General features: G+C 59.1%; 28 protein-coding genes and 1 pseudogene. 13 read left to right on the top strand and 16 right to left on the bottom strand.

Annotated elements, in window-relative coordinates; translation table 11 throughout:
• Positions 1-341: 341 nt before the first annotated feature.
• On the bottom strand, positions 342-1250 hold the full coding sequence (locus T8A63_RS21930) for a recombinase family protein (protein ID WP_322346731.1): 909 nt from the start codon (positions 1248-1250) through the stop codon (positions 342-344).
• A gap of 226 nt (positions 1251-1476) precedes the next feature.
• Here T8A63_RS21930 and T8A63_RS21925 point away from each other — a divergent pair, with 226 nt between their 5' ends.
• From T8A63_RS21925 to T8A63_RS21915, 3 genes are all read left to right on the top strand, one after another.
• The gene (locus T8A63_RS21925; RefSeq protein WP_065324511.1) at positions 1477-2544 is read left to right on the top strand and encodes a hypothetical protein; all 1068 of its coding nucleotides are present in this window, start codon (positions 1477-1479) and stop codon (positions 2542-2544) included.
• A 297-nt stretch (positions 2545-2841) separates the two neighbouring features.
• The gene (locus tag T8A63_RS21920) at positions 2842-3621 is read left to right on the top strand and encodes an arsenic resistance protein (protein WP_227512167.1); all 780 of its coding nucleotides are present in this window, start codon (positions 2842-2844) and stop codon (positions 3619-3621) included.
• Between the two features lie 81 nt (positions 3622-3702).
• Positions 3703-3834: a hypothetical protein gene (locus T8A63_RS21915; protein ID WP_264753311.1), complete on the top strand. Its 132-nt coding sequence runs from the start codon at positions 3703-3705 to the stop codon at positions 3832-3834.
• 69 nt (positions 3835-3903) lie between these two features.
• Here the strand turns inward: T8A63_RS21915 and T8A63_RS21910 are convergent, their stop codons facing one another.
• Positions 3904-4305: a MerR family transcriptional regulator gene (locus T8A63_RS21910; RefSeq protein ID WP_037953553.1), complete on the bottom strand. Its 402-nt coding sequence runs from the start codon at positions 4303-4305 to the stop codon at positions 3904-3906.
• A gap of 139 nt (positions 4306-4444) precedes the next feature.
• Between T8A63_RS21910 and T8A63_RS21905 the strand changes: the two genes are divergently transcribed.
• The 7 genes from T8A63_RS21905 (at position 4445) to T8A63_RS21875 (ending at position 10761) form a co-directional block, all read left to right on the top strand.
• The gene (locus T8A63_RS21905; protein ID WP_067629787.1) at positions 4445-5473 is read left to right on the top strand and encodes an IS110 family transposase; all 1029 of its coding nucleotides are present in this window, start codon (positions 4445-4447) and stop codon (positions 5471-5473) included.
• 316 nt (positions 5474-5789) lie between these two features.
• Positions 5790-6197, top strand: coding sequence for a mercuric transporter MerT family protein (locus T8A63_RS21900; RefSeq protein ID WP_009824452.1), 408 nt, complete (start codon positions 5790-5792; stop codon positions 6195-6197).
• A 12-nt stretch (positions 6198-6209) separates the two neighbouring features.
• Positions 6210-6515: a heavy-metal-associated domain-containing protein gene (locus tag T8A63_RS21895; protein ID WP_048535538.1), complete on the top strand. Its 306-nt coding sequence runs from the start codon at positions 6210-6212 to the stop codon at positions 6513-6515.
• A gap of 37 nt (positions 6516-6552) precedes the next feature.
• Positions 6553-6993, top strand: a complete 441-nt coding sequence (gene merF, locus T8A63_RS21890) for a mercury resistance system transport protein MerF (RefSeq protein ID WP_081285561.1) — start codon at positions 6553-6555, stop codon at positions 6991-6993.
• Positions 6977-8326 (top strand): dihydrolipoyl dehydrogenase family protein, encoded by a 1350-nt coding sequence (locus T8A63_RS21885; protein WP_050672455.1) that lies wholly within the window; start codon positions 6977-6979, stop codon positions 8324-8326. Before merF ends, T8A63_RS21885 begins: the two co-directional genes overlap by 17 nt.
• A gap of 58 nt (positions 8327-8384) precedes the next feature.
• A complete protein-coding gene (merA, locus tag T8A63_RS21880; protein WP_050672454.1) occupies positions 8385-9836 on the top strand; it encodes a mercury(II) reductase in 1452 nt (483 codons plus the stop codon).
• Between the two features lie 322 nt (positions 9837-10158).
• Positions 10159-10761, top strand: coding sequence for a hypothetical protein (locus T8A63_RS21875; protein WP_227512168.1), 603 nt, complete (start codon positions 10159-10161; stop codon positions 10759-10761).
• Between the two features lie 43 nt (positions 10762-10804).
• On the opposite strand, the gene T8A63_RS21870 is transcribed toward T8A63_RS21875, so the two are convergent.
• The 5 genes and pseudogenes from T8A63_RS21870 to T8A63_RS21850 form a co-directional block, all read right to left on the bottom strand.
• Entirely contained in the window at positions 10805-12049 is a 1245-nt protein-coding gene (locus T8A63_RS21870) for a sialidase family protein (RefSeq protein WP_050672453.1), read from the bottom strand.
• 169 nt (positions 12050-12218) lie between these two features.
• Positions 12219-12995, bottom strand: coding sequence for a multicopper oxidase family protein (locus T8A63_RS22475; protein ID WP_306419542.1), 777 nt, complete (start codon positions 12993-12995; stop codon positions 12219-12221).
• A gap of 89 nt (positions 12996-13084) precedes the next feature.
• Entirely contained in the window at positions 13085-13198 is a 114-nt protein-coding gene (locus tag T8A63_RS21860; RefSeq protein WP_233152357.1) for a multicopper oxidase domain-containing protein, read from the bottom strand.
• Between the two features lie 52 nt (positions 13199-13250).
• Positions 13251-13376 (bottom strand): annotated as a pseudogene (locus tag T8A63_RS21855) (multicopper oxidase domain-containing protein); the annotation flags it as partial.
• Positions 13377-13631: 255 nt separating this feature from the next.
• Positions 13632-14399 carry a DUF3047 domain-containing protein gene (locus T8A63_RS21850; protein WP_231886351.1) on the bottom strand — a complete coding sequence of 256 codons (768 nt, stop codon included), beginning with the start codon at positions 14397-14399 and terminating at the stop codon, positions 13632-13634.
• Between the two features lie 357 nt (positions 14400-14756).
• Between T8A63_RS21850 and lgt the strand changes: the two genes are divergently transcribed.
• On the top strand, positions 14757-15686 hold the full coding sequence (lgt, locus tag T8A63_RS21845; RefSeq protein WP_050672452.1) for a prolipoprotein diacylglyceryl transferase: 930 nt from the start codon (positions 14757-14759) through the stop codon (positions 15684-15686).
• Between the two features lie 69 nt (positions 15687-15755).
• Here lgt and T8A63_RS21840 read toward each other — a convergent pair whose 3' ends face one another.
• Positions 15756-16136, bottom strand: a complete 381-nt coding sequence (locus T8A63_RS21840) for a hypothetical protein (protein WP_322346723.1) — start codon at positions 16134-16136, stop codon at positions 15756-15758.
• Positions 16137-16273: 137 nt separating this feature from the next.
• Here T8A63_RS21840 and T8A63_RS21835 point away from each other — a divergent pair, with 137 nt between their 5' ends.
• Complete coding sequence (locus tag T8A63_RS21835; protein ID WP_108895363.1) at positions 16274-16915, top strand: Crp/Fnr family transcriptional regulator; 642 nt, start codon at positions 16274-16276, stop codon at positions 16913-16915.
• Positions 16916-17032: 117 nt separating this feature from the next.
• Here the strand turns inward: T8A63_RS21835 and T8A63_RS21830 are convergent, their stop codons facing one another.
• The 8 genes from T8A63_RS21830 to T8A63_RS21795 form a co-directional block, all read right to left on the bottom strand.
• Entirely contained in the window at positions 17033-17896 is an 864-nt protein-coding gene (locus T8A63_RS21830; protein WP_227512169.1) for a cation diffusion facilitator family transporter, read from the bottom strand.
• Between the two features lie 85 nt (positions 17897-17981).
• Entirely contained in the window at positions 17982-20327 is a 2346-nt protein-coding gene (locus tag T8A63_RS21825) for a heavy metal translocating P-type ATPase (protein WP_322346721.1), read from the bottom strand.
• A gap of 121 nt (positions 20328-20448) precedes the next feature.
• Complete coding sequence (gene petA, locus T8A63_RS21820; RefSeq protein ID WP_009824465.1) at positions 20449-21006, bottom strand: ubiquinol-cytochrome c reductase iron-sulfur subunit; 558 nt, start codon at positions 21004-21006, stop codon at positions 20449-20451.
• A gap of 87 nt (positions 21007-21093) precedes the next feature.
• Positions 21094-21768: a TVP38/TMEM64 family protein gene (locus tag T8A63_RS21815; RefSeq protein ID WP_043847219.1), complete on the bottom strand. Its 675-nt coding sequence runs from the start codon at positions 21766-21768 to the stop codon at positions 21094-21096.
• Positions 21758-21901, bottom strand: a complete 144-nt coding sequence (locus T8A63_RS21810; RefSeq protein ID WP_009824469.1) for a hypothetical protein — start codon at positions 21899-21901, stop codon at positions 21758-21760. Before T8A63_RS21810 ends, T8A63_RS21815 begins: the two co-directional genes overlap by 11 nt.
• A 70-nt stretch (positions 21902-21971) precedes the next feature.
• Positions 21972-23423, bottom strand: a complete 1452-nt coding sequence (locus T8A63_RS21805) for a multicopper oxidase family protein (protein WP_043847217.1) — start codon at positions 23421-23423, stop codon at positions 21972-21974.
• Between the two features lies 1 nt (position 23424).
• Positions 23425-23892, bottom strand: coding sequence for a rhodanese-like domain-containing protein (locus T8A63_RS21800; protein WP_088664277.1), 468 nt, complete (start codon positions 23890-23892; stop codon positions 23425-23427).
• A 39-nt stretch (positions 23893-23931) separates the two neighbouring features.
• Positions 23932-24477 (bottom strand): calcium-binding protein, encoded by a 546-nt coding sequence (locus T8A63_RS21795; protein WP_043847211.1) that lies wholly within the window; start codon positions 24475-24477, stop codon positions 23932-23934.
• Positions 24478-24673: 196 nt separating this feature from the next.
• Here T8A63_RS21795 and T8A63_RS21790 point away from each other — a divergent pair, with 196 nt between their 5' ends.
• Positions 24674-26674 (top strand): heme lyase CcmF/NrfE family subunit, encoded by a 2001-nt coding sequence (locus T8A63_RS21790; RefSeq protein ID WP_043847210.1) that lies wholly within the window; start codon positions 24674-24676, stop codon positions 26672-26674.
• The last annotated feature ends 1 nt before the right edge of the window (position 26675 follow it).

Raw genomic sequence — 26675 nt, 5'->3', positions numbered from 1 at the left:
ATCCTGCCGCCCGCTCTCGGCCTCTGTTAAGGCTCTTGATCATTTTGACGACGCACAACGTGTCTGACGCAATTTGCCGTCAGAATGGGAATGCCACGATCCAGTGAGTCCGGCAAGAAGAATCTAGATGTAGTGCAAAAGTTATCCACAGCACCTATAGGTGTTGCCACGCAAAAAAATCAGCAAGTCATTGAAATGGATATATTAAATGCAGATCTAACCGAATCGAGCCACCACTCTGTTGAGTTGGCACAATAGTAGCTAACCCCAAGCAACAAATGGCACTTTCGGCCTCCTGCGGAGTTTTCTCCCGGTGAAATTTTTTGGATTCGGGTCAGAAGCTACACCTGATCTTGGCTCGATTCGTACGGCATGAGGCCGAGTCGTTCCGCCCGCTCCAACAGCATTTTCACCGAAGACGGCTGCCAGCTGGCGCGTCCGCGCGGGGAGCGTTCGCGCATGGATTCCAGCCGGTCACAGATCGCCTGGAGCGTGATGTCAGGGTCCGCGCCCTTGATGCCAGCGACAATCGCGGGCAGGCGGTCGTCGGTTTCGCGTCGTCCAGCGCGACCAAGCACTTCATTGGGCAGAAACCCGTCGCGCACATAGGCTTTCACTGCGCGCAGAAGTCGGCTTTGCGTCCAGTGGCGGTCGTAGGGCAGGGAGCCATTGATGATCCGAAGCACATCTTCCCAGGCCATATCGGGTCGAAGTCGTCGGACATGTGGCACCCAGTCTTGAGCCGTCTCGTTCAGCCGCTCCATGTAGCCGTCTTGCCGCGCGAGCCGCACCTTGCGTAGCGCCGCTGGATCGCGGGCGCGTAGGCCCGGGTTCCCGCCGACCCGGCCCTTAGTACGGGCACTCGCCAGCCCCGCCTTGGTACGTTCGCGGATCAGCGCCCGCTCAAACTCGGCCGCGGCGCCCAGAACCTGCAGCGTGAACTTGCCTTGCGGGGATCCGGTGTCGATCGGGTCCTGAATGGAACGAAAGAACGCCCCCTTGGCCTCCAACCGTTCGATCACCTCGAGAAGGTGCGACAGAGACCGCGCAAGCCGGTCGATCCGAACGACAACCAGCGTGTCGCCCTTGCTGATGCGCTCCAATACCCGGGCAAGCACCGGCCGCGCGCGATTGCTGCCTGAAGCGTGCTCTTCATGGATCTCGACGCATCCCGTAGCTTGCAGGGCCTCAGACTGGGGCAGGGGGGTCTGATCCTCAGTGGAAACGCGGGCGTAGCCTATCAGGGGCATGAAAACAGGCCGTTTGCAATTTCAGGTATCGCTACTAAACGACCGTTTGTAAGCGAATGCAAGTGCCGGCTCTGTGGGGCTGTTCAGTCCAAAGCCCTTGGTTCCCTTACGCTGAGCGCGATCAGCGAGCTCTCGCAGACCATTGCGCGCACGTGCTATATAAAGTGTGCAGGCGCACCCTGACAAAACCCTTGGGTAAAATGCAAAAATGCCATATTTTGCACATATGGAGCCTCAAGCATGTATAAAGTATAATATTTTTGATGATCCTCTTGAGGATGCGGAGGAGCTTGAAGAGACTTCTGAGGACGACCTGTGGTTCCTGCCCGGTCCGATGGAAGAGGAGCCGCATTATCTGCCGCCCGGACCTAGGGCCGAAGTGCGTGAGACCGCTGTTCTTGACGATTGGCGACGTGCCGAGGCGGGCCATGCTGCCCGCCTTGCCCGTGTGGCCGGCCGGATCGGGGCGCTAGACGACCGTCTGAAGCGTGGCCCGGAAGGCTGGCGGCACAGGCTTGCGTTGATCGAGGCGGCAGACCTCAGCTGGTTTGCAGGCGACCGAATTGGCCCGGATCGGCTGGCGCTCTGGATATCCATGCGCTTGTCCGGCGTGCAGGACGACACCGCAGCGCTTGCGCGTGTCGGATGGGCGGTGCGGCGTCTTACAGGCGGTCCCGGCCCAGACGTGGACCTGTCCGCCTTCCTCGATCGCCGTGACCCCGAGAACATGGTGGATGAAGCCGAGCCCTTCGCGGATCGCGCGGGCGGGTGGCTTGACCTGATGGCGCAAGCCGCCGACCTGCACCCGATCACGCGTGCCTGCATGGGGTTTCACCTCTGGAGCCTCGCGGGCCTCGGACAGCAGAGCAACCGAATGGAAGCGGCGGTCACGGCGTCGCGCATTGCCGCGCATGAGGGCGAGGGGGCAATATTCGCACCCCTGGCCATGGGTGGGGCGGGGGCGCTGCGCGCCGGCGGCCCCCCGGCTGAACGTTTGGCGCGCGGGCTCGAGAAAATGGAAACGGCCTGCCTGACCGCGATGCGGCACCTCGACGATATCGAGACATGGTCGGCGCTGGCGGAAGCCGAGATGACCCCACTCTCGGGCAAGACGCCGCCAGCCCTGCGCGGAGTGCTGACCGAATGGCCCCTGGTCTCTGCCCCTATGGCCGAGGCCCTGACCGGAGCCAGCCGCGCCGCTGTCCAGCGCAACCTCGCCTGGATGGAAGCGCGGGATCTGGTCCGCGAGCTAACAGGGCAAGGACGGTTCCGAATGTGGCGCGCCACAAACTGATTGTCGAAGCGATCTGTGCGCGCCGATGTTGCGTCTATCCGCAGCACGGCTGAAACGGTGAGGAGCACCGTTTTGCAGATGCTCGAGGTCAAAGAGTTCGGCTGATCGGCTGAGACAATTCGGCTATCGCCACGTCCCCAACTACCATGAAAGCATTGTCGACTGGGTCGTGACCGGTCTGCGGGTATAAACCGGACAGACCATACAACGCTCCAAGCGACGAACGAGCCGTTGTCGCAATGGCATGTCGAGTGATGTCTTCTTGAAAATCGCCTTCGGAAAGAGCAGGGGCAGGACATGAAGCTGCAAAATCTCGAACGCCATCAAGCCTGGATCTACCTCGCTGCCATCCTTTCCGGTCTGGTCTTGGGCTCGCTCGCCCCCGGTATCTCGGGGGTGTTCGAGGCGCTGCTTTGGCCGGTGTTGGGGCTTATGCTTTTCACTACCTTCGCTCAGATGCCGCTAGCGCACCTGCCGCGCGCGACGCGCGACCGGCGTTTCATCGGCACCATGTTGATCGGCAATTTCGTCCTGGTGCCGCTGCTGGTCTGGGGGCTGATCGCGTTCCTGCCTGACGATCCTGCGCTTCGGCTCGGGGTGCTTGTCGTGCTGCTGGTGCCCTGCACCGACTGGTTCATCACATTCACCCATCTCGGTCGCGGCGATGCGGTGCGTGCCGCGTCCGCGACACCGATCCTCCTCGCGGTTCAGTTCGCCAGTCTGCCGCTCTTCCTTTGGCTTTTTCTCGGCGAGGCATTCTTTGAGCTTCTCGCCGCCGACCGCATTGCCGCCGTCTTTGCGGCGCTTGTCCTGCTGCCGCTCACAGCGGCTTTCCTGCTGGAGCGTTGGGCAGAGGCGCGCCCGGAGCGGGCCGCGATCGTAAATCGCCTCGCCTGGCTGCCGGTTCCGCTTCTGGCTGTCGTGGTGTTCCTGATCGCGGCCTCGCAAGTCGACGCGGTACGGGATGCGCTGCCGGTTTTGGCGCAGGTGGCGGGCGCCTACGTCGCCTACCTCGTCGCCGCAGCACTTCTCGGTGCGGCGACCGGGCGGGCGGCCGGATTGTCCACTAGCGGGTGACGAACGGTCATCTTCTCGCTCTGAACCCGCAACTCCTTCGTCGTACTTCCGCTGGTGCTGGTGCTTGGACCGGAGTGGAACGTGGCGGCCGTGGTCATCGTCTTCCAGTCGCTCGTCGAGCTCTTCGGCATGGTCGCCTATCTGTGGATCGTGCCGCGCTATCTGGTCCCCGAACATGCGGCGACCACGCAGGACTCCGCGGGGAACGAATGATCGCAAACAACGGCGCTGGCACCATTGTCCGCTTGGCTGACATGCATGGGCGTCCTCAACTATGGCCCTTCAGGTCACCTCCGTCAGCGCGTCGATCACAGGGCATTCAGGGACATCGTCACCGGTGCATTGCGCCACGGTGGAAGACAGCACGCGTTCGATGCGTTTGAGATCGTCGATCTTGGCGCGGACCGAGGCGAGATGCGAATTTGCCAGACCCTGCACCTCGCCGCAGGTCTGGGCACCGCCATCGACCAAGGCGAGCAGATCGCGGACTTCGTCGAGCGTGAACCCAAGCTCGCGCGCGCGCATGATGAAGCACAAGCGCGCGACATGCCGATCATCGTAGACGCGATAGTTTTTGCTGGAGCGCGGCGGCTCGGGCATAACGCCGATGTTCTCGTAGTAGCGAATGGTCTCGAGATTGCAGCCGGTCAGCCTGGCCAGATCTCCGCGCCTGAGGACCTTCACCGATCTGTGACGATTTTTCACGTTTGACCCTCTTGAGCCTGTACCTGCTACAGATGGAGTGGTTGCCGCCCTCCCCAGACGGCATCGCAATGTGCCAAGGTCGTGGTGTTGAAAGCCACACAAAGAGGAGGACGGCGAGATGAAGGATATGATGATCGGGGTCGATCTGGCAAAGAATGTTTTTCAAGTTCATGGGGCGCTGCACACGGGGGAGATTCAGTTTCGCAAGAAGCTGACGCGAACGCAGTTTCCCGTGTTCATGGCTAAGCAGGAGCCAAGCTTGGTTATCCTCGAGGCATGTGGCAGCGCACATTATTGGGCGCGCGAGATGGAAGCGCTTGGACATGAGGTAAAACTCATCGCGCCACAGTATGCTCGCCCGTTCGTGAAGCGCCAGAAAAACGACGCTGCCGACGCCGAGGCGATTGTCATCGCGGCTCGCCAGCCCGAGATGCGCTTCGTGGAGCCTAAAACAGTCGAGCAACAATCGCGCGCGGCAGTTTTCCGTGGCCGGGAACGCCTGGTGCATCAGCGGACGGCGGATGTGAACGCCTTGCGGGCGCTGTTGTATGAGCATGGGCATGTGTTTCCTCAAGGGATACGCAGTCTTAATCGCATCACAGCGCTTGTAGAGGATAAGACTGCCGACTTGCTGTCATTGATCCGCGAGGAGTGCTTGGACCTGCTGGCGCAGATTGCAGAGAAAACGGCGCGTATCAACGAACGCACCGCGAAACTCGAGTCGCTGGCCGCTGAGTCAGACAGGGCGCGCAGGCTTCAGACTATGCCCGGTGTTGGGCCACTGACGGCCATCGCTGTAGAAGCGTTTGGACCTGATATGGCGCAGTTCAAAACGGGACGTGACTTTGCGGCTTGGTTGGGTCTGGTGCCCAAGCAACATTCTTCGGGAGGCAAAGAACGTTTGGGGCGGATGACCAAGGCCGGGCAAGCTGATATAAGACGTCTCTTGATCATTGGGGCAATGTCGCGGCTGGGCTGGCTCGGACGGCGCACAATTACGGAGGGCAGCTGGCTATCACGATTGTTGGCGCGCAAGCCCAAGATGCTGGTCGCTATCGCGCTGGCCAATAAGATGGCCCGGCAAATCTGGGCGATGCTGACAAAGAACGAAGATTACAAGGATCCGGCGCTGGCAGTCGCGGCATGATGCTCTTGTTGAACTGCTAGCGACGGTGCCAAGGGGAGTGTAAGAAGACGACGACCTGAATGGGCAAAACGATCGAATAGATCTGGATTGGGAAAACCAGTTAGGGCCTACGAGCTCAGAGCTCGCTCAACAGATTTGGACCTGATCCGCTGATCACCATCCCGGCCCGCGGCTTTTGGAAGTGCCGCATCTCGAGGCCTTACAGAAGACCGCACTCGATCACTCGCCAATAGGGTCAAAAAATTCTTGCACTACGGGCGGCAACCACAGAAGACCCTAGATTGAGATCATCACTGAGGCAAGGATGATTCGAACCATGACTGAAACCACATCCGCCGACCGGCAGACGGCAATGGACGAAACAGGGGCTGCCGACAAAAAGGCATGGACGACAACCTGGCTCGGCGCGCTTGGCGCGCTGGCGATGACCTCATGCTGCATCCTGCCGCTGGTGCTGGTCAGCTTCGGCGTTACCGGCGTTTTCATTGCGCAGCTGGGCGTTCTCTACCAGTACAAATGGATCACCTTCGCGCTGAGTGCCGCCTGCATCGGCTATGGATTCTACAAGGCCTACCGTCCGATCCCGACTGAGGCCTGCGCGGATGGCACCTGCGCGCGCCCCATGAACCGGAAACTCATGCGATCCATTCTTTGGATTGCCACCGCCATCGTCACCGTCGCGATGATCTTTCCCTATCTCACCCCATACCTTCTGTCCTACTGAAAGGCCGAACCCATGAAGTCACTCCATCTTGCCCTTGCGGTCGTTGGCACTCTCGCAGCTTCCCCCGCCAGCGCCGCCGAACAGCGCATCAATATCGGGGTAGGCGAACTGACATGCCCGACCTGCTCCTACACGGTGGCGGCGGCCATGCGGGGCGTTCCCTCGGTCGAGATCATCGACTTCATGGAAGGAGAGGAATTCGGCACCGGCACCTACATCGTCGCCTTTGATGACGAGGCCGCCGATCAGGACATGATCGTCGAAGCAATCCGCGCCACCGGCTATTCGGCGGACATCGTCGAGTCCGGCGATTTCTGATCGCATTCACCGACCCGCACTCGGAGCTGGAGACAGCATGACAGACATGAACAATAACAATGAACCCACGACCCTTTTGCGGCGCGGCCTCATCGGCAGCGTATTTGCGGCGATCTGTTGCTTCACGCCGTTCCTGGTGCTGATCGTCGCCGGGGTCGGACTTTCTGCCGTTGTTGGTTGGCTCGACTACGCGCTTTTCCCGATGCTCTTCGCCTCGCTGAGTGCGGTTGCATATGCCCTGTGGCAGCAAGCCGGCAGACCAGGGCACAGTCCGAAAGCCCTTCTCATCGGCTTGGCGGTTGTTCTTTCGGCTCTGCTGTTCTGGCTGGAGTTCCGCTTTGCTCTGCGGATCTCGGTTGCCGCCGCTTTGGCGGTGGCGGGATATGCGCTCTGGCTCAGAAAATCAGGCAGTTCAGCAGTGAGCCGGATCAAGAGAAACTGGCACAAGGAAAGGAACAGGTATGACCAAGACCTATGACCTCATCGTGATCGGCGGCGGCACCGCTGGAAATGGCGTCGCCCGGATGGCCGCGGATGCAGGCTGGAGCGTCGCCAGCATCGACAGCGAACCCCATGGCGGCACCTGCGCCCTGCGCGGCTGCGACCCCAAGAAAATGCTGGTCGCGGTCACCGAGGGTGTCGAATGGGCCGAAAACATGGAAGGCAAGGGGCTGGAGGCGCAACCTTCGGTCAACTGGCCCGACATGATCGCCTTCAAGCGCAGCTTCACCGAAGCTATGCCACCGCGCATCGAAGCCGGGTTGGAAAAAGCGGGGATCGACGTCTTGCATGGGCTGGCACGGTTCACCGGCCCCAATACGATCGAGTTGAACGGCGAGACCCTGACCGCGAAGCATTTTCATATCGCCACCGGCGCGCGGCCGATGACGCTGAACATCCCGGGCGAAGAGCATCTGACCACCAGCACCGAATTCCTGGAACTGCCTGAGCGACCGAACCGCATCGCCTTTGTCGGCGGCGGCTTCATCGCCATGGAATTCGCCCATATTGTCAAGCGGGCGGGCGCGCGCGAAGTGACAGTGCTGGAGATGATGGACCGCCCCTTGGGTCCTTTCGATCCCGACTTGGTCGCAATGCTGGTTGAGGCAACCGAAGAGCTCGGCGTCGATCTCCGCACCAAGGCGAAGGTGGCGAAGATCGAAAAGCAGGGCGACGAATTCACCGTCACGGTGGAAACTCCCGACGGCACCGAAACGATCACTTGCGATCTGGTGGTGCATGGCACGGGCCGGGTGCCCAATATCGATCGCCTTAACCTTGAGGCCGCCGGCGTCGAATACTCACGCCGTGGCATCAAGGTGAGCGACGCGATGCGCACCACCAATCCGGCGATCTTCGCCGCGGGCGACTGCGCTGCCAGTGGGCCCAAGCTGACCCCGGTGTCCGCCTTCGAAGGGCGTGTGGCAGGCAAGAACCTGCTGGCTGGAGAAGACGAGCGTACCGTGGATTATCCGCCGATCCCGTCGGTAGTCTTCACCCTCCCGATGGTGGCCACCGTGGGCTTGTCGGAAGCGGTGGCCAGGGAACAGGGGCTGAAGTTCGACACCCATTTCGAAAAGACAGGGGACTGGTATTCGTCGCTGCGCGTCGGCGCGAAACATACCGGATTCAAGGTTCTTGTCGAAGAGGGCAGCGGACAGATCCTCGGCGCGCATCTGATCGGGCCGGGCTCCGAGGAGCAGATCAATCTTTTCGCCATGGCCATGGGTGCCGGGCAGACCGCCAACCAGATCAAGGCCATGATTTTCGCCTATCCGAGCTATGCCTCCGACATCGGTTCGATGGTGTGATTCAAAATTATTGATCGGGGCCGTGTCGCGATACCGATCGCAAGCTAAGGAAGAACCAATGGACCAAACTGTAACGAAAGACGATTGCTGCACTGCCAGTGAAACCCGCGATGACAACTACGATCTCATTGTCGTTGGTGCCGGCTCGGCCGGGTTTTCTGCCTCGATCACGGCAGCCGATGCCGGAAAGCGCGTGGCGCTTATCGGGCACGGCACCACCGGCGGCACCTGTGTGAATGTCGGCTGCGTGCCGTCCAAGGCGATGATCCGCGCCGCAGAGGCGGTGCATGGCGGCGCGTCGGCCGCCCGGTTCCCGGGCGTCGAGCCCTGTGATCATGCGGTGGATTGGGGTGCCGTAGTGCAAGGCACCACCGATCTGGTCGAGGAGATGCGGCACAAGAAATATATAGACCTGCTGCCCGCCTATAAAAGCGTTACCTATATCGAGGATGGCCCGGCGCGATTGGTCGAGGGTGGCGTCGCTGTTGGAGGACGGGTGATATCCGCCCCGCGCGTCCTGATCGCCACCGGCTCGCGCCCCCACCTGCCAGCGATCGAGGGGATCGACACAGTGGAGCCCCTCGATTCCACCGATCTATTGACTTTGCCTGACCGGCCCGAAAGCATCTTGGTGCTGGGCGGCGGCTATATCGGCTGCGAGCTGGCGCAAATGGCTTCAAGGCTGGGGGTGAAGGTCACGCTAGTGACCCGCTCGCGCCTCCTGCCGGGCGCCGAACCGGAGGTGGCCCAGGCGCTGACGCAAGCGCTGAAGGCCGAAGACATCGCGGTCGAGACCGGTCTTGCTTACGTCTCGGTCGCGAAAGCTGCGGGCGGCGTCAATCTGATTGTCGAACGGGGTGGCAAGACCGAGGATCTGACCGCCGAACGGCTGGTTGTGACCACCGGCCGGATCGCCAATTCCGAGAACCTTGGATTGGAAGAGCTTGGCATCGAGACCGACGCACGCGGCTCTATCAAGGTCGGTCAGGACATGGCGACCACGCGTGCCGGCGTCTGGGCCGCGGGCGATGTCACTGACCGTGACCAGTTCGTCTACATGGCGGCCTATGGTGCCAAGGTGGCGATCAACAATGCCCTTGGATTGGAGCAGATGCGCTATGACAACGCGGCGATGCCGTGGGTCGTGTTTACCGACCCGCAAGTGGCCGGCGTCGGCCTTTCGGAGGTTGAGGCCAAGGCGGCGGGGCACAAGGTCAAAACCAGTGTGATCACGCTCGACAACGTGCCCCGCGCCGTCGCTGCACGCGATACCCGCGGCGTGATTAAGCTGGTGGCCGACGCGAAGACCGACCGCCTGCTGGGCGGTCAGATCGCAGCACCGGAGGGGTCGGACACGATTCAGACACTGGCAATGGCGCTGATATTCGGCATGACCGCACGGGCGCTCGGAGAGACGATCTTTCCTTATTTGACCACGGTCGAAGGGCTGAAACTCGCCGCACAAACCTTCGACAAGGATGTAGCCAAACTCAGCTGCTGCGCGGGGTGAAAAGACGAGAAATTCCGGCGACACCGACTCATAAGCAGCGCTCATTGTGAACCAGCGCGTACAAAGCCACAAAGTGCTTGTGGCGGTCAGCATTCTCTCGGCATGGAGGCTGACGGCGGTAACGGATAATCACATATTAGAGCCAGCAGTGCACATCCCACGTTCTGTCATTAGGTTGGTTATTGTGGCGGGGTTCATAAACAGACCGATCTCATCAAGATGGAAAGTGATCGGGAGTTGCCGAGAACGTCGCTGGGTCAACAATTGGTCATTACATTAGCCCTGTCTATTTGATCGCCCGCAATACAAAGAAAGAATCGCCATGAATACAGTTGATACTGATTCTCGCACAACAGGTTCACTACCCGCATTCAACGCCCGAACTTTAGGGTTAATGTTCGTCGCAGGTTTCTTTGCGACCGTCGCGTTCGATCTGTTGGGTCAGATCATCAGCCCGGGCTTGGGCTTTTCGCGGTTGTCACCGCACGGGCTAGCGAGGAGCTTACTCGGCAGCCTTGGTCTGCCGAACGGTGATTTCGCAGGATATTTCGTACATTTTTATCTTGTTGGCCTGATTGGCTATCCCGTCGGTTGGTTGTTCGTCTTTAGACCAATTTGGCACCGTATCGCGGGGCAGACGAACTGGTTTTTGCCCTCGGCGATTTATGGGTTCGGCCTGTGGGTGTTGGCCATCGGGGGCACTACTTCTGTCGCAGATCTTCCCTTCTTTCTGAATTTCACCGGCATTGCCTGGGTAGCGCTGGTGGGTCATATGCTCGGGACCGGGATCATGAAAAAGCGTGGCACGCTACAATTTCCGGGCCAGAGACCAGTCACTATGGATGAGAAATCACCGTCATTTGCCGGTAGCTCTATTGCAGGAAATGCAATTCTTGTTGACGGTGATCGTTGGACCCACTCCTGATGTGAGCCAAGCGAAAGAACCATCAGCTTTCGTCCGGAAACCTTCAATAGGAAGCGAAAACCGTGCGTATAGTCGAACTCGGTTCCGGATCATCCGAGTTGCTGGGCTGTGTCCACGACAGGTAAACCCCTTCATTCGTTCGCGCCGTGCGCGGGAAGTTGACCGAACCTGCGCCGTTGTTTCGCGCAATCAGTTGCAGGTCCTTACACTGCTGACCGGTTGTGATCTGGCAAGCAAGGATCACCTCGCTCTCATTTGCCCATTCGACCCACGTCACGAACGCAGTCTGAGGGTCCAGCATGAGAATATCGACCCGACCGGCGGGAATCCCGAGGCTGACTTTCGCCGGATCGCCAAAATTTCTGCCACCATCGGAAGAGAACGCAACCTTGACTTCCGGCTTGTCATTTGCAGCCGTGAACCAGGCCACGGCGGCTGTTTGACCGGCGGTCGCGATGGCGGGGCCATTGACCGGGCAGCCGGAGATTTCCCAGCCGTCATTGTGGACGTTTGTTGGTTCTGACCACATGCCGCCTTGGTGTCTTACGACAGATATATCCCTGATTTCCGCATCTGTTCTGTCGCGGTATGCGACAAGGACGGTGCCATCGTCCAGCGATGCGGCGGACGTCTGGCAGCATGAACAGGTCTGCGCATCGACAAGAACATCATCGGTTCGCGTACCTTCGGGCGTGATCCGGGTTGCGCGCAACTGCATTGCATCCGGGTAGTTGCTGGCTGCGCTGGTGAAAAGCGGCTTGTCATATGCGCGTCCGTCAAGCCAGACAGACATCAAGGAACCGTCTTCGAGCGGCTGGAGCGTGACAAAACCGTGTTGGCTAACCGACCGATCATCATGTGGCGTTATCGGTGCGCTCCATGTCAGGCCCTCATCCGGCGAAAGAGAGATCTTGACGTCATAGGCATAGTCGTTTTTGGAATTTTCCCACAGCCAGTGAGCCGCAAAGGTACCGTCATCAAGCGCAACAACGGACGGAAAATCGGCCCAGTTCACGAAGAGTTCGTCGGACACGGTAACAGTGCGGGCCGCGCTCCATTCTGCGTCTTCAAGGACCGACAATTTTACCGCAAACCCGGCAGGGTGTGGTTCGGTCCAACCCAGCAGGACCCGATCATCCTGCAGTGCGAACAGGGTGGGTTCCTGCGCATTGTTCCCGACCGGTGGGTCTAGGTCGGCGAACTCCAATGGCTCGGCAAGGACCATGCCCGCCGTCATGCCCATGAACAGATGGGCCACAATCACGCCAGAATGGATTTTTGATGGCATTGCGCACCTTTCCGATTATCAGACCAGCGTCATTCACAACCTGAGCATAGGCAAATTTTGGCGAGTGCCATGTAAACTTTTGTATGACGGGCCTGTGCTTGTTGTTAAGAGCGATATCCCGTTGTGGCACAGCTTCGCGTCAACGGTTGGCGCAACCACCGCTCCGACCTCAGCTGACTTGCATCCAGGTCGCCATGCCATCAGCCTGATGGCTCAGCATATGGCAGTGCAGCATCCACGCGCCGGGATTGTCGAGTACGCACACAATCGTCATCGTCTCGCCCGGCGCTACGAGGGTCGTGTCGCGAAGGTGGGTTCGCGCACCATTCTGATCGGTTTCCCAGAAATGGTGGCCATGCAGGTGGATACCGTGCGGAAAAGCAGTGTCGTTCACCATCCGCACCTGCACTGCTTCATCACGTCTTGCCGAAATCAGCGGTTTGTTCGGCAGACCGCTCACGTCGTTGAAGGCCCAGCCCCCGAACCCGCCGTGCGCGCCGTCCCCGGCACCGCCTTGCATGAAGAGATCTGCCGTTTGCGTGATCTCTCCGGGCGCGGGCACGAGGTTCGCGGGGAGGGGAGCTATCGGCGCAGACCGGATTTGTCGCTGACCGTTCAACATAATGCCCCCCAGTTCCTCGCCACCCGAAGGCACGGTTTCTCTTAGGATCACATCACCCGTCACATCTGCGATGATGTCGATGCGCTGCGCCGGTGCGAGTTTTAGATTGCCCAGCGAAACCAGCTCGGGCAGCGGCATCCCGTCATAGGCCACACAAAAGCCCGTCAGCCCGTCGATACGTATCTCGAAAATGCGATCCGGTGTCGGATTGATCAGACGCAACCGGATGTGATCCCCCAGCCGCGCCTGCTCAGACGACAGGAAGGTGGTCATCAAGTTCCCCAGCCTACCTGCTGTTATGAAATCAGCGCGGTCGAATTCCATGTCGAACTGGCCGGTGTCATCAAGCCGAATGTCGAAGAGGATGGCCGTGATGTCCTGATCCACGTCTGGCGGGGCAGGTTCTTCGACGATCAGGGGCCGAACAGTCCGCGGGCGACCTGTTCGTAGGAAAGGTAGTGGGAGTGATACCAGTAGGTTCCGGCATCGGGAACCGGAAACCGGAAACCGGTACTCGTAACCCTCATTCGGGATGATGACATCCTGTGTCAGCACGTTTACGCCGTCCATCGCGTTGGGCAACCGAATGCCATGCCAGTGTACGAGGGTCCCGTCCTCCAGCCCGTTTTCCACCCGCGCCCGCAGAATATCGTTCTGGCGCTGTCTGATTTCGGGGCCGGGACAGGTGCCATTGAATCCAAGCATTGCAATGTCCCGCGACCCGATCCGGGTGAAGGCCGGGCGTCAGGGTGACAGGCACCGAAGCCGCACTCAGGGGCAGGGGGAGCGTGGCTGCGCCAAGCGCAACCATCATCTGAAGACGCTTAAGCATGGGTTTCCGTGTATTCCGTTTCTGGGGCCTGCAACCCACATCCCCCACCGTTGCGGAAGGGCGTCCCGGCGAGATATATTGATACATTGCAGATCGGCGCCCAGGTTTGGCGGAATACCGGAGAGCACCTAACGTATCTGCAGGTCCTGAATGGCCGCAAGGATCTTTCCGTCGGTATCATCGCTGTCGGCTGTCACCGCAAGACCGACCAGAACCTTTGGCATGTCCCCGAACGCACGCACGAAATCGCGATCCAGGTTCACATTCTCGGTGAAGTTGCCGGTTTGCGCCGTTTGCAGAATTTTCGATTTGAGACCCGTCGAGTAGGGGCTGTTCAGCAATGCGCCTTTCGCATGATTGCCACCCCAGACATAAACCAGCGCCCGCGTATTGGGATCACGCAGCAATTTGCGCGCCGTTGTTCGGCCAAGCGTGCTTGCGGTCTGCGGATCGACGAATATGAAGTACAAAGCAAGATTGCGATCATCGCCGCCGCGCCGTGTGAGGTCGGTTCCCTTAACACCCTGCGTGACGGACCATTCCCACATTGCTGCCTTTGCGGTGCCAAGGGCTGCGCTGACCGGACGCCAGAGAACCGAAACCGTGCCATCGGAAATCACGTCCAGCCGCCGACCTTGCAGGCCGTACTCGTTCGAAAAGAGCCGCAAGAGGCCCTGTTCTTTCCAGCTTCCATCGAATGGAATTGTCTTTCCTTGCGCATAGAGGGGCGGGGCGTTTGCAGCTAATGCAACAAAAGCGATGAAAAGTGTCGCTGCGAGGGACCGTATAAACATCTGAACTCCTTTTGCGATGCCGCTGGTCCTGCTTTGATCCCGGTTATCACCATTATGTGCCGTCATGATCCGTTGAATTGTGCCGGGCGCGCGCAACTTCAATGAACATATCCGTGATCATAGATGTGGTTGCGCAATGGTCGTTGCAGGACGCGGGAGCGAATTCAGATCATGGAGCGCGACCTTGATCGGCTGATTTCCCGCGACGGACGGATCCAGTAGGCGGCGGAGCTTCCAACCGTTACAAACAAGTACAAAACTCATGGGATACAAGCGCCTGAACACATGGACGCGGGTGCCGATGTGCGTCATCTCTGGTTCAACGGAACCGACTCCCGCACGCAAGGATGGCACATTCACCACAGCGCTTTGGGCTGGGGACAACAGGGTTGAACGCGCCAACGTCCGTTGCGGGAAACAAAATGTGGCCTTGTGTGAAACAGGCAAAGGTAACAAAGAATGCTGACTTCGATTATCCAATTTCCTGACATCGGAACAGAGATTTTTGCCGTTGATATCGGATCGTTCCGCTTTGCCCTGCGTTGGTATGCGCTGGCCTATATTGTTGGCCTCCTTATCGGCTGGCGCATCTGTGTCGCATTGGTCCGCTCTTCGTCAGTCTGGGGGGCCGGGGCGCCGCCGCTGCAACCCAAGCAACTGGAAGACCTGCTGACATGGATCATTCTGGGCGTGATCGTGGGGGGCAGGCTGGGGTTCGTGCTTTTCTATCAACCTCAGTACTATTTTCAGAACCCCGTCGAAATCTTCATGGTCTGGCAGGGTGGTATGTCATTTCATGGCGGCTTTTTCGGCGTGGTCGTGGCCACCTTGCTTTTTTGCTATCGCAACGGCGCACCCGTTCTATCAACGGCGGATCTGCTCGCTGTTGCAACACCACCGGGTCTTTTCCTCGGTCGGCTGGCCAACTTCACCAATAACGAGCTTTGGGGCCGTCCGACCGATGTGCCCTGGGCGGTGGCATTCCCCGGCGAGGCGGCCCAGTCCTGTGCGGGCGTCGTGGGCCTGTGTGGCCGCCATCCGTCCCAGCTTTATGAGGCTCTTCTGGAGGGTATCCTGCTTGGCTCGGTCCTGATCTTTCTGGCCTGGAAACGCGGTTGGCTGCGCTTTCCCGGAAGCCTTACTGGCCTGTTCCTGGCGGGATACGGAAGCGCAAGGTTCCTTGTCGAGTTCTTCCGGCAGCCTGATATGCAGTTCGTCACGCAGGACAACCCGATTGGACATGCGGTTCATTGGGCGGGCTATGGGCTGACAATGGGCCAACTGCTGTCGTTGCCGATGATTATCCTTGGCGCGGCCCTGATCGTATGGTCCCGCAGGCGTGTGACGGTTAATTCTGCGGATCTGGTGTCGACATCAGATTCTTTGTGAATATCCGAGCGTAGTGTTGGCGAAGTGACCATTGCGGCCTGGGTCCGCATATGAGCCTTGGGCGCGTGCTCAATGATGCGGCTTGCGTCCTTTCGCAATCATCAGATGGTGCTCTTGATGATGTACACCGATTGTCAGACCAAAGAAACCAAGGCCCTGTATTTGTTCACCATCGCCACCCACGATCAGTGCGACACCATCCTCCATTTCTTCTGACGCAACACTCCAGCCTGTTTCACCGGCAAGGAACGGTGCATGGGCGGGAACCATTGTGTTGATGGCCGACAGGACACGCGGGCTGCCACGCACTTCGAACCGTGCCCCGTCGGGCCGCAGAATGCGGGTGACCTCTGCCTTTCGTGTCAAAAGGTCCATATCGACCAGATGGTCCCTCAGTTTGTCGATATTGACGGCGCCCCAATCGGTTTCGGGATCGGCCTGGAGCAGCACAACTATTTCGGCCAATGCGGCGAAGGCGGACTGGCCGGTTTCCTGGGGCGTCGGACGCGTGACCCATGGATGAATGCATTTGTTGCGGCGTAACGGGTGTCGCAAGCAAGACAGCGAAGAGAACGGGTATCAGTCGCATGGACCAGCCTTTCCTGAGTGTATTCGGATTCAGCCTAGTACCTGATCGGACCCTGAAATATGATTTGGATCATATGATGCCTGAACCCTATAATCTCATACCGCCCTCCGCCTTGCGTCCGCTGACGAGGGCCGCAGGGGATACGGTCTTTCGTCAGGGCGCGCGGACCTGCGGCCTTTATGTTGTTAAGTGCGGGCGCGTTCATCTTGAGCGTGTCGGCCCGGATGGCGAACGATTTATCATCTACCGTGCCGAGCCCGGGATGAGCCTTGCCGAAGCATCGGTGTTTTCGGATAGATACCACTGCGATGCGGTCGTGGCGGAGGCTGGGGCGTTTGTACAGATCGACAAAGCGGCGGTCTTGTCTGCCTTTGCAGATCCGGATTTTGCACGCGCCTATGCGCGGCAAGCGGCACAGCAGATACAAGCGCAACGTCAGGCGCTTGAGATCGTAGGCATCCGCCGCGCAGAAGAACGGGTCTATGCCGGTATGGTGGCGGGCCTGCTTGAAAGCTCCGTTGTCGATTTTGCCAGCGCGCTGCACCTTTCGCACGAGGCCACCTATCGGGCCTTGCGAAAGCTTGTGAATGATGGCCGGATCGCAAATCCGACCCGGGGAACGTATCATTTGCGCCCCTGAATGGATCAGCCGGACCATGCCCGGTTCGAGATAACAAAAGGTGCGGTAGCAAAGCTTGGCGGGTATTTCGCTTGCCCGATAACAATGAGAATTGCTGCCCGCGACGATGACCTGTTTTCAAAGATCGCCGTTATGCCCTGTCTTACTGCTCGCCGCTGAAAGGTCGATTGCCTCAGCGCCGCTTTCGTCGAAGCACCGTGTTTCGATCTGCAGGGTTGCGAAAAAGAACCCGAAGTCCTTACGCAGCATGTCGTAGGCGGTTTGCAGGACCTCTTCTTGATCTGTGACACGCAGATGCGCGGAGAAGACATGCTTGCCACTTGTCAGCGCCCAGGCATGAATATGGTGAACATCGGAAACCTCGTGCAGTTCTTCAAGGGTACGTTTGATTTCAGGCAGACTCACTTCGGGAGGCGTGCCTTCCATCAAAAGATGCGCCGCTTCTTTCAGCAATCCCCAGCTCGCCCATAGCAGGACAAACCCGAACGCCATGCCAAGCAGCGGGTCGATCAGCAGAAACCCGGTGAATTCGATTGCGAGGGCGGTCACGATGATCAACAGACTGCCAACAAAGGTCTGGATGATATGCCAGAACGCTCCCTTCGTGTTCAGATCTTCCTTGCTTTGCTTCCAGATCAGCGCAAGCGAAATGAACTCCGTAAAGAGCCCCCCGGCAGCCGCAATCAGCATCGGACCCGTTGGAAGATCAATTGGCGCAGACATGCGCATGGCAGCCATCGCGATGACAACAACCGCCATGGCCAGCAAGAAGCCGCCATTCACAAGGGCGCCGATGATTTCGGCGCGCGCCCAGCCAAAGCTCCGCTCTTCATCCGCCGGACGCAACGCCATACGCGCCGCGACAATGGCGACCAGCACACCGCCCACGGCCGAAAAGGTATGGAACGCGTCGGAGATGACCGCGATTGACCCTGTCCATAGGCCAATCGCCAGTTCAATCACAAAATAGATGCCGGTCAACTAGGCTGATATCGCCAGCCCCTTGCCGCCGGACGGCATATGCCCCTGATGTCCGCCTGCCATCATCTATCTCCTTAGTTTGCGACTAAAGCCGTACCCGTCGCAGCCGCAGTGCATTGCTAATGACGGAGACCGAAGACAGGCTCATCGCGGCGGCGGCGATCATCGGCGACAGAAGAAGGCCGAAAAACGGGTAGAGAATACCAGCCGCGATGGGCACACCTGCGGTATTGTAGGCGAAGGCAAAAAACAGGTTCTGCTTGATGTTTCGCACCGTTGCCTTTGCCAATCGGCGCGCACGCACGATGCCGACAAGATCACCACCCAGAAGGGTGATGCCTGCGCTTTCCACGGCAACGTCGGCACCGGTGCCCATCGCAATGCCCACATCAGCCGCCGCCAGGGCAGGGGCATCGTTCACGCCGTCTCCTGCCATGGCGATCCGGGCCCCTTCTTGTCTGAGGGAGTCCACCAATGCCTTCTTGTCTTCGGGCAAGACGCCTGCGTGGACTTCATCAATACCCAGCTTTGCGGCGACGGCTTCGGCGGTTTTCTGATTGTCACCGGTTGCCATTATGACCCTGAGACCGAGGCGATGAAGGTCATCGATGGCGGCTGCCGTGGACTCCTTGATGGGATCGGCAACAGCGACAATGCCGGCAAAAGTGCCATCTATCGCCACAAGCATTGCTGTCTTTCCAGATTCACGAAGGTCGTCCGCAGCAAATTCCGCAATCGAAGCGTCAACGTTGATCTCTGCCATCATGGCGGGATTCCCAAGTGCCACGACCTGGCCATCGACCATGCCTTTCACGCCCTTGCCAGTCACGGCTTCGAATTCCGTTGCGTTCGGAAGCGTCAGCCCCCGTGCCAGCGCACCCTCGACTATTGCTTCGGCCAGCGGATGTTCGGAGCCCCGTTCGAGGGCCGCAGCCATTGTCAGCAGGTCATTTTCAGCCTTGTCCCCCGTGGGCACCACGTCTGTCAGCTTGGGGCGCCCTTCGGTGAGTGTTCCGGTCTTGTCAACGATGACGGTATCGACACGCGCCATGCGTTCCAGTGCTTCGGCGTCTTTGATCAGAACGCCAGCCTGTGCCCCGCGGCCCGCCGCCGTTGTGATCGAAATGGGCGTCGCAAGGCCCAAGGCACAGGGGCAAGCAATGATAAGAACGGATACGGCTGCAGTAACAGCGAAGGCGAGCGCGGGATCGGGCCCTAAGAACAGCCAGACAACGAAGGATATGATCGCAATGACGACAACCGTCGGAACAAAGACGGACGATACCCGGTCCGCCAGACCCTGAATCGGCGCGCGCGACCGCTTTGCACCTGCCACCATGTCCACGATCTGGGACAGGACCGTGTCCGCACCGACCTGTGTGGCCCGGATCGCCAATGTGCCGTTCTTGTTGATCGTGCCGCCTGTGACCCGGTCGCCTTGTGTTTTCTCGACCGGCAACGGCTCTCCGGTGATCATACTTTCGTCGATAGATGAATGCCCTTCGAGGACCTCGGCATCGACGGGTATGCTGTCGCCGGGGCGTACCCGCAACCTGTCACCCTCAACAATGTGTTCGAGAGGTGCGTCATATTCCGTCCCGTCCGGCAGGATCCGCCGCGCCGTTTTTGGTGCGAGATCGAGCAATGCACGGATGGCATCACCCGTCCGTTCGCGGGCGCGCAACTCGAGCACCTGACCGACAAAGATCAGCGCAACGATCACAACCGCAGCTTCGTAATATGTCCCGACGCTTTGGCCGTTTCGATACGCTTCGGGGAAAATGCCGGGCAGGAATGTTGCGGCAAGCGAATAGATATAGGCAGCCCCGACGCCAAGCGCGATCAGGGTCCACATGTTCGGCGATATATTCCTGATCGATTCCCACCCCCTTTTGAAGAAGGGAAGAGCCGCCCAGAGAATGATCGGGGTTGCGAGGACGAATTCGATGTAGACAGCCGTCTGATGTCCGATCCATTCCCGCACAGGTAGGCCGACCAGTTCACCCATCGTCAGGATAACCAGCGGAACGGCGGCTGCCGCGCTGATCCACATGCGTGTTGTGAAATCGGACAACTCTTCTGACGGCTCGTCCGATGGAAGCATCGGTTCAAGCGCCATGCCGCAGATCGGACAGGACCCGGGCTCATCCTTCAGGATTTGCGGATGCATCGGGCAGGTCCATTGCGTACCGGCCTCGCCATGTGCTGGTGTCTTTTGGGCGTTTCCCGACGCATAGTAAAATGGGTCTTTGCCAAACTTGGTTTCGCAGTTTTCCGAGCAGAAATGAAAGACCTCTCCATCATACTCGGCACTGCGCGTGTCTTCGTCTATCTCGACGGTCATGCCGCACACCGGGTCGGTCGCTGTATCTGGGTCTGATGCGGTCGAGGTGCGCGTCATGTCGTGATGATGTTCTTGGTCCGTGGCCATCTTCTAATTCCCGTTTTCAAGACAATTGAACACATAACCCTTCCAGTTACTGGAGGGTCAAGACTCTTCCGACAACGCTGCGTATGAATTTTATGGGCCTTCGCGATGCGCGAAGCTCCTGTCAGCCCAGGGTCAGTATCATGTCTTCCGAAACGGACATCGTGGGAATATGCAGGTTCTCCGGTGCCGGACCCTTTCGAATGCGTCCTGCTGTATCATAATGGGAGCCATGACAGGGACAGAACCAACCACCAAAATCGCCGGCTCCGTCACCAAGTGGTACACATCCCAGATGCGTGCAAACGCCTATCATGACCAAGAAATTCTCATTTCCCGCCACTGCCCTGTTTGCATCGGTGGCCAGGTCATCTCCGGATATGTTGGGATTTCTGGCGACGGTATCAGGAAGGGAAAGCACATCTTCCGAACGGGCCTGCGCGATTTCCGCGTCGGTCCTGTGCCGGATGAACACCGGCTTGCCGAGAAAACTGACAGTCAATTGCGTTCCGGGTTCCACACCGGAGATATCGACGCGGATCTGGGACAGCGCGCGGACATCGGCGGATGGGTTCATCTGATTGAGCAATGGCCAGACCGCAGCCCCTACGGCAACCGCGCCCGTTCCGGCGGTGGCGTAGTACAGAAAATCCCGGCGGAGTTGTGGTGTTTGTGTATCCATAGCGATTCACGGTCGCAGCTTCCTGTGGGGGAAGGTCAATGGTAAAGTAGGCAATCACGGTTTTCATTTTTGCTGACATACTCAGACTTAGGAAGCGTTGGTTGACCGATTTGTTCGCCAGAGCGCTGCGACCAGCAACGGTGCGGCAGTCATCAATCCAAGACCGATGATGATCCACTCAGCAGTGCCGAAATCTCCCGACATGGCCTCTGCTCCGAAATGCGCGAGCAGGAAACTGGCTGGAAGAATGCCTGCCAGAGTTGCGATCAGGAACCGCCAAAGGCGCAGGCGGCTGAGACCGGCAGCGTAGCTCATTGCGTCAAACGAGATGAAGGGCAAGAGGCGAGACGCGAACACCGTCAACATCAACAGATTTTGAGAGCCCAATAACCCGAAACCGGCCTTATCCCCAAGCCAGCGCTCAACGTGGTCGCGCCCGATATAGCGGGCGATGATGAATGCCACGAGTGCACCCAGTTCCGACCCGATGGCGACATAGACAGCTCCGGCAACATGACCATACGCCGCGCCTGCCACCAGTGCGACCGGTGCACTTGGAATGGGGCTTGCCACGATCGAAACCATCATGAGCACGATGATGAGCAACGGTCCCAAAGCGCCGGCCCGCTCTATCCAGACCTCGATAGTCTCGCGGGCTATCGCCGGGCCATATCCCATTGCCCATATGGCTATCAAAAGTACGCCAAGCGCAACCACCAACCATAGCCCAACCCGATGCAGGCGCGGTTTGCTAAGCGGCATGGAGCACCAAAAGAAAGAGAGCTGCGAAGACAATTGGCCTTTGCTCGGGCAAGATGAAATGCATAGGCGCAGAGATGACGATCAACAGCCCGCCGGCGAGGGTCAGCCGCTTGATGTGCAATTCGGTTTTCATCTCAAACCTCTATCGAGGAATAGGATTCCCCTAAAGGTTCCTGTCAGCGGAGGGTAAAGGGATTTCTGCGCTAAGCAACACTGAATTGCCCCATCATGCCGCCGTCTTCGTGTTCCAGAATGTGGCAGTGATACATGTAGGGCGCAGCCGCTGAGGCAGGTTTTTCGAATTTCATCGCAAGCTCCACTTCACCATCCACCAGTACCGTATCCTTCCAACCCCTGTTCTCTGCACGCGGTGCCGTACCGTTTTCCGACAGGACCTGAAACCGGACGCCGTGAACATGGAACGGGTGCATCATCATGGCCCCACGCACAATCCAACGCTCGATGCTGTTGAGTTTGGTGGAAAAATTGAGCGTTCCCGAATCGTATGACGCGCCGTTGATCGAAAATCGGTTACCGGACCGCGAGAACATCATCCCCATGCCCATCGACATATCCAGTGACAGACGTCGGACTGGCGCGTCCTTGACCGCAAGATCAGGCAACTGCCCGTCCAGAGAGCCGGGCAGGGCGTCGATGCGAACCGGAAGGGTTGTGTCGACAGCGAAAGGCAGCACGGTGAATGGACTGCCGGAACCGCCGCCGCCCATCATTCCGCCCATGGCCGAATTAATGATATCGTCGGACTTCAAAACACTGTCCCGCCCGCTTGTGAAATCCACAAGCACTTCTGCGCGCTCTCCTGGTGCAAGGGTCAGGCGGTTCAGCGCAATCGGTCGATCCAGAAATCCGGCATCTGTCGCGATGAGATGAAGCGACCGGCTGTCAGACATGGACAGGCGGTAAACCCGCGCATTCGAGCCGTTGACGACACGGCACCGCACGATCCCCTTCGGAACCGCTGCCGACGCGCCGATTTGACCGTTCACAACCATTGTGTCGCCCTGAAACCCGTTCATGGACTGGTGCATGCCGGGATCGTATTTCAGGCGTCCGCGCCAGTTGAACTGACGGTCCTGCAATACAAGGGTCAGATCATCGACCCCGTAGGCGGATGGCAATCCACGGGCGTCATCCGCGTCATCCGTCACCTGCAGAACACCCGCCAGCCCCAGCATGACCTGCCGTGCCGTCGCGCCGTGAATGTGGCTGTGATACCAGGCCGTTGCCGGGGGCTGGTCAAGGTCCAGCACCGGCTTCCAGGTGTCTCCCGGTGCGATGGCCTGATGTGGTCCGCCATCGAACTCACCGGCAACAACCAACCCGTGCCAATGCGCCGACATCGGCTCGCCAAGCGTGTTGTGCACCTCTGCCCGTGTCTCGACCCCGGCCTGCACCCGGATCGTCGGGCCAAGGTATCCCTGGTTGTAGCCGAACGTTTCGCTGGCGGCACCGTCGTCAAAACGGGTCTCGCCCGTGCGGGCTTCCAGCTGAAAAAGCCGGGATGTCGTCGCATCGAGAAGGGGAGGATACGCGAGCCTCTTGTCCGATGCCGCGAATGCAGCCGATGGCAGGGCAAATGCAGCCCCAAAGCCTGCGGCATGGCCCAACAGTTCTCGACGGTTCAACAGTTTCACTTCAACTCAATTCCTCTGGCAGCGCCGCCAGAGCCATATCGACACTGACGACCGGATAACCGCCCGCGATCCAGCCCGGTCCGGCGGCAGAACCGAGCATGCCTTCGGATACGTCAAGAAAGCCGCTGTAGCCAGCCTGCCGAAGACTTCGCATGACGCGGCCAGACCGCCCGCCTGTCGCACAGATGAGCGCGACAGGCTGCCCTTCGGCCCGTTCCCGGGCGGCAAAAAGCCGCTCGGCGAAACGGTCCTCATGCAGGCTGATGGGCCAGGTACCGTCGGCAACGCCGGTGTCGGTCCATTCCGGTCGCGACCGAACGTCGATCATCCGGATCAGGTCCTGTTGCAGCGCATCTGCTGCCATGTCCGCCGACCAGACCTCGGCGGTCTGGGCGACAGCCGAGAAAGGTGCAACGGAACTGGCCAACATCGCAAGGCTTGCGCCGCGGCGCGTCAGAAAGAAGGCCATAATTTGCCCCCATCAAGCTGAGTGCCGCAGGCTTGACCCTTATTCGCTGTCATGATGACCTTCCATGTCCGTTCCGGTGGAAGTACCGTTCATTTTGCTCATCCGTGTACCGGCATCTTCCATCTCGTCCTGAGAGATCTGGCCGTTACCGTCCGCATCGAGATGCTGAAAGCGATCTACCATGCGCGCGCGCATTGCGTCCATATGCAAGGCTTCGAACTCGTCAAGTGTCAACGCTCCATCGGAATTCGCATCGAACTCCCGCATTTTTTCGGACATCTGCGCGGCCATTTCATGAGGCTGTCCACCGGACATCATTGTCGACATCATGTCCCGATCCATCATTCCCATCATGTTGCCCTGGCCACCCATCATAGCGGCATGCATCTTCATCATTTTTCGCATCATCGGCATCATGTCCCCGCCCATCATGCCCATCTGATTGTCGCCATCGCCCATCGCCATGCCGGACATATTCCCGCTGTCAGGCTTGCTGTCGGCAGCCCCGTCGGATTCCGCAAATGCTGTTTGCGCCATGCCAACCGCGATCACCACGCCAAGCGCAATAATTTCTTGTTTTTTCATTTCTCATTCCTTTCAGACTTACCCTAGATACATTGGCGTTATAGCGCTTTGATTAAAGGCCAAGCGCGGGCCGTTTTGTAATCATTTGTCACAGCATCCTGTTACAAACGGTGACAAAGCAACCACTCACAGTTCGCCGGACGATTTGCTAGACAGACGTCGATCCAGTGAATTCATTGAAGAGGCTGATGATCCTTTGACACCTGAAATCGGTCATTTCGCGCTGGCACTGGCCTTGGCCATGGCGCTTGTTCAAAGTGTGCTGCCCATCCTCGGTGCGGGGCGCGGAAACATCCTGTGGATGCAGTCTGCCAGATGGTCCTCGTTCGGTCAGGTTTTCTTTGTCGGCATCGCGTTTCTGGCGCTGATGCAAGCCTTCGTCACAAGCGACTTCACGGTCAAGAACGTGGTGGAGAATTCCAATTCACTCAAACCGATGCTGTTCAAGGTGGCAGGCACCTGGGGCAGTCACGAAGGATCCCTGTTGCTGTGGACCCTTATCCTGACGGTGTTTGGTGCGGCGGTCGCCCTCTTCGGATCGAACATTCCTCTGTCGCTGAAGGCAAGAACGCTGTCGGTGCAGGCCTGGATCAGTGTCGGTTTCCTGACTTTCATGCTGCTGACGTCCAATCCCTTCGACCGCGTTTTCCCTCCGGCAGACGACGGTCAGGACCTCAACCCATTATTGCAGGATGTCGGTCTCGCCATGCACCCGCCGCTTCTCTACTTCGGGTATGTCGGGTTCTCGATTGTCTTTTCGTTCGCGGTTGCCGCCCTGATCGAAGGGCGGGTGGACGCGGCCTGGGCACGGTGGGTACGTCCGTGGACGCTGGCTGCCTGGATGAGCCTGACCGCAGGCATCGCGCTGGGATCCTGGTGGGCCTATTATGAGCTTGGCTGGGGCGGCTGGTGGTTCTGGGATCCCGTTGAGAACGTCAGTTTCATGCCATGGCTGATGGGCACGGCACTGCTGCATTCCGCAATCGTGACGGAGAAACGGGATGCGTTCAAAAGCTGGACAATCCTTCTGGCGATCCTGACTTTTTCCCTATCGCTCTTGGGCACGTTCATTGTCCGATCGGGCCTGCTGACCTCTGTGCATGCATTCGCGGTCGACCCGGAAAGGGGACTTTATATCCTTGGATTGCTGGCCGTTTCGATCGGCGGTTCCCTTGCTCTGTTTGCCTGGCGCGCGCCGACAATGGAGCCCGGCGGCCTGTTTAAGCCGATCAGCCGGGAAGCGGGGCTATTGGTGAACAACCTGCTGCTGGCCACGGCCACCGGCATTGTGCTGTTCGGCACCTTGTACCCGCTCTTCTACGAAGCCGCGACGGGCGGTGAAAAACTGTCGGTGGGGCCGCCCTTCTTCAATGCGTCCTTTATTCCCGTGATGCTGCCGCTCGTCTTTGCGATGGGGCTGGGGCCTTACCTGTCCTGGAAACGTGCCGATCTGGCGGGCGTTCTGCAGCGGTTGCGTTTCGTGGTCGTTCTGGCCGTGCTCGCGACATTGGTGACCTGGTATCTCGCCGAGGGCGGTCCGGTGTTGGGGTATCTGTCGCTGATGCTTGCATTCTGGCTGTTTTTCTCAACCCTGCGGGAATGGGCGATGCGCATAAAGCTGTTTGAGGCACCGTTCCCGGAATCGGTGCGCCGTGCACGCAACCTGCCCAGATCCTCTCATGGGATGACACTGGCTCATGCGGGGCTCGCGATGGCGATGTTCGGATTTATCGGCTCGACGGTCTGGAAATCCGAGGAAATCATCTTTGTCCGGCCCGGTACAGAGGTCAGCATTGGTGGGTTCGATGTCACCTTTGAGGGGGCCGAACGTGTGCGTGGGCCAAATTACTTCGCGGATCGTGGCACGCTTCGTGTGGCCCGGGAGGGGAACTATGTCACCGATCTCTTCCCGGAGCGGCGTACCTATCCGGTCGCGCAAACCACCACCACAGAGAGCGCCATCAGATCGACAATGGCCGGTGATCTCTATGCGTCCATCGCAAATCCGGCCGCCGAGGACGAGAGCACGCAAGGGGCTTGGACCCTGCGCATCCTGTATGAACCTCTGGTCAACTTTATCTGGATCGGATCGGCGATGCTTGTGCTTGGTGGGGGTCTTTCGCTGTCTGACCGGCGGTTGCGCGTCGGGGCACCCCGTCGCAAGGCGACAGCGCCCGCAGCACTTCCTGCGGAGTAGG

The sequence above is a fragment of the Sulfitobacter sp. OXR-159 genome, from assembly GCF_034377145.1.
Lineage (GTDB): Bacteria > Pseudomonadota > Alphaproteobacteria > Rhodobacterales > Rhodobacteraceae > Sulfitobacter.
The sequence above is the reverse complement of the archived record's forward strand: the minus strand, read 5'-3'. Positions and strand labels throughout refer to the sequence as shown.

Excerpts from the sequence above, each read along its gene's own strand:
- T8A63_RS21925 (WP_065324511.1), top strand. The coding sequence starts at position 1,477 with ATGGAGCCTCAAGCATGTATAAAGTATAATATTTTTGATGATCCTCTT.
- petA (WP_009824465.1), bottom strand. The coding sequence starts at position 21,006 with ATGGATACACAAACACCACAACTCCGCCGGGATTTTCTGTACTACGCC.
- T8A63_RS21795 (WP_043847211.1), bottom strand. The coding sequence starts at position 24,477 with ATGAAAAAACAAGAAATTATTGCGCTTGGCGTGGTGATCGCGGTTGGC.
- merF (WP_081285561.1), top strand. The coding sequence starts at position 6,553 with ATGACAGACATGAACAATAACAATGAACCCACGACCCTTTTGCGGCGC.
- T8A63_RS21825 (WP_322346721.1), bottom strand. The coding sequence starts at position 20,327 with ATGGCCACGGACCAAGAACATCATCACGACATGACGCGCACCTCGACC.
- T8A63_RS21920 (WP_227512167.1), top strand. The coding sequence starts at position 2,842 with ATGAAGCTGCAAAATCTCGAACGCCATCAAGCCTGGATCTACCTCGCT.
- T8A63_RS21900 (WP_009824452.1), top strand. The coding sequence starts at position 5,790 with ATGACTGAAACCACATCCGCCGACCGGCAGACGGCAATGGACGAAACA.
- lgt (WP_050672452.1), top strand. The coding sequence starts at position 14,757 with ATGCTGACTTCGATTATCCAATTTCCTGACATCGGAACAGAGATTTTT.
- T8A63_RS21930 (WP_322346731.1), bottom strand. The coding sequence starts at position 1,250 with ATGCCCCTGATAGGCTACGCCCGCGTTTCCACTGAGGATCAGACCCCC.
- T8A63_RS21905 (WP_067629787.1), top strand. The coding sequence starts at position 4,445 with ATGAAGGATATGATGATCGGGGTCGATCTGGCAAAGAATGTTTTTCAA.
- T8A63_RS21885 (WP_050672455.1), top strand. The coding sequence starts at position 6,977 with ATGACCAAGACCTATGACCTCATCGTGATCGGCGGCGGCACCGCTGGA.
- merA (WP_050672454.1), top strand. The coding sequence starts at position 8,385 with ATGGACCAAACTGTAACGAAAGACGATTGCTGCACTGCCAGTGAAACC.
- T8A63_RS22475 (WP_306419542.1), bottom strand. The coding sequence starts at position 12,995 with ATGGAATTCGACCGCGCTGATTTCATAACAGCAGGTAGGCTGGGGAAC.
- T8A63_RS21895 (WP_048535538.1), top strand. The coding sequence starts at position 6,210 with ATGAAGTCACTCCATCTTGCCCTTGCGGTCGTTGGCACTCTCGCAGCT.
- T8A63_RS21835 (WP_108895363.1), top strand. The coding sequence starts at position 16,274 with ATGGACCAGCCTTTCCTGAGTGTATTCGGATTCAGCCTAGTACCTGAT.
- T8A63_RS21800 (WP_088664277.1), bottom strand. The coding sequence starts at position 23,892 with ATGGCCTTCTTTCTGACGCGCCGCGGCGCAAGCCTTGCGATGTTGGCC.
- T8A63_RS21815 (WP_043847219.1), bottom strand. The coding sequence starts at position 21,768 with ATGCCGCTTAGCAAACCGCGCCTGCATCGGGTTGGGCTATGGTTGGTG.
- T8A63_RS21870 (WP_050672453.1), bottom strand. The coding sequence starts at position 12,049 with ATGCCATCAAAAATCCATTCTGGCGTGATTGTGGCCCATCTGTTCATG.
- T8A63_RS21875 (WP_227512168.1), top strand. The coding sequence starts at position 10,159 with ATGAATACAGTTGATACTGATTCTCGCACAACAGGTTCACTACCCGCA.
- T8A63_RS21810 (WP_009824469.1), bottom strand. The coding sequence starts at position 21,901 with ATGAAAACCGAATTGCACATCAAGCGGCTGACCCTCGCCGGCGGGCTG.
- T8A63_RS21860 (WP_233152357.1), bottom strand. The coding sequence starts at position 13,198 with ATGAGGGTTACGAGTACCGGTTTCCGGTTTCCGGTTCCCGATGCCGGA.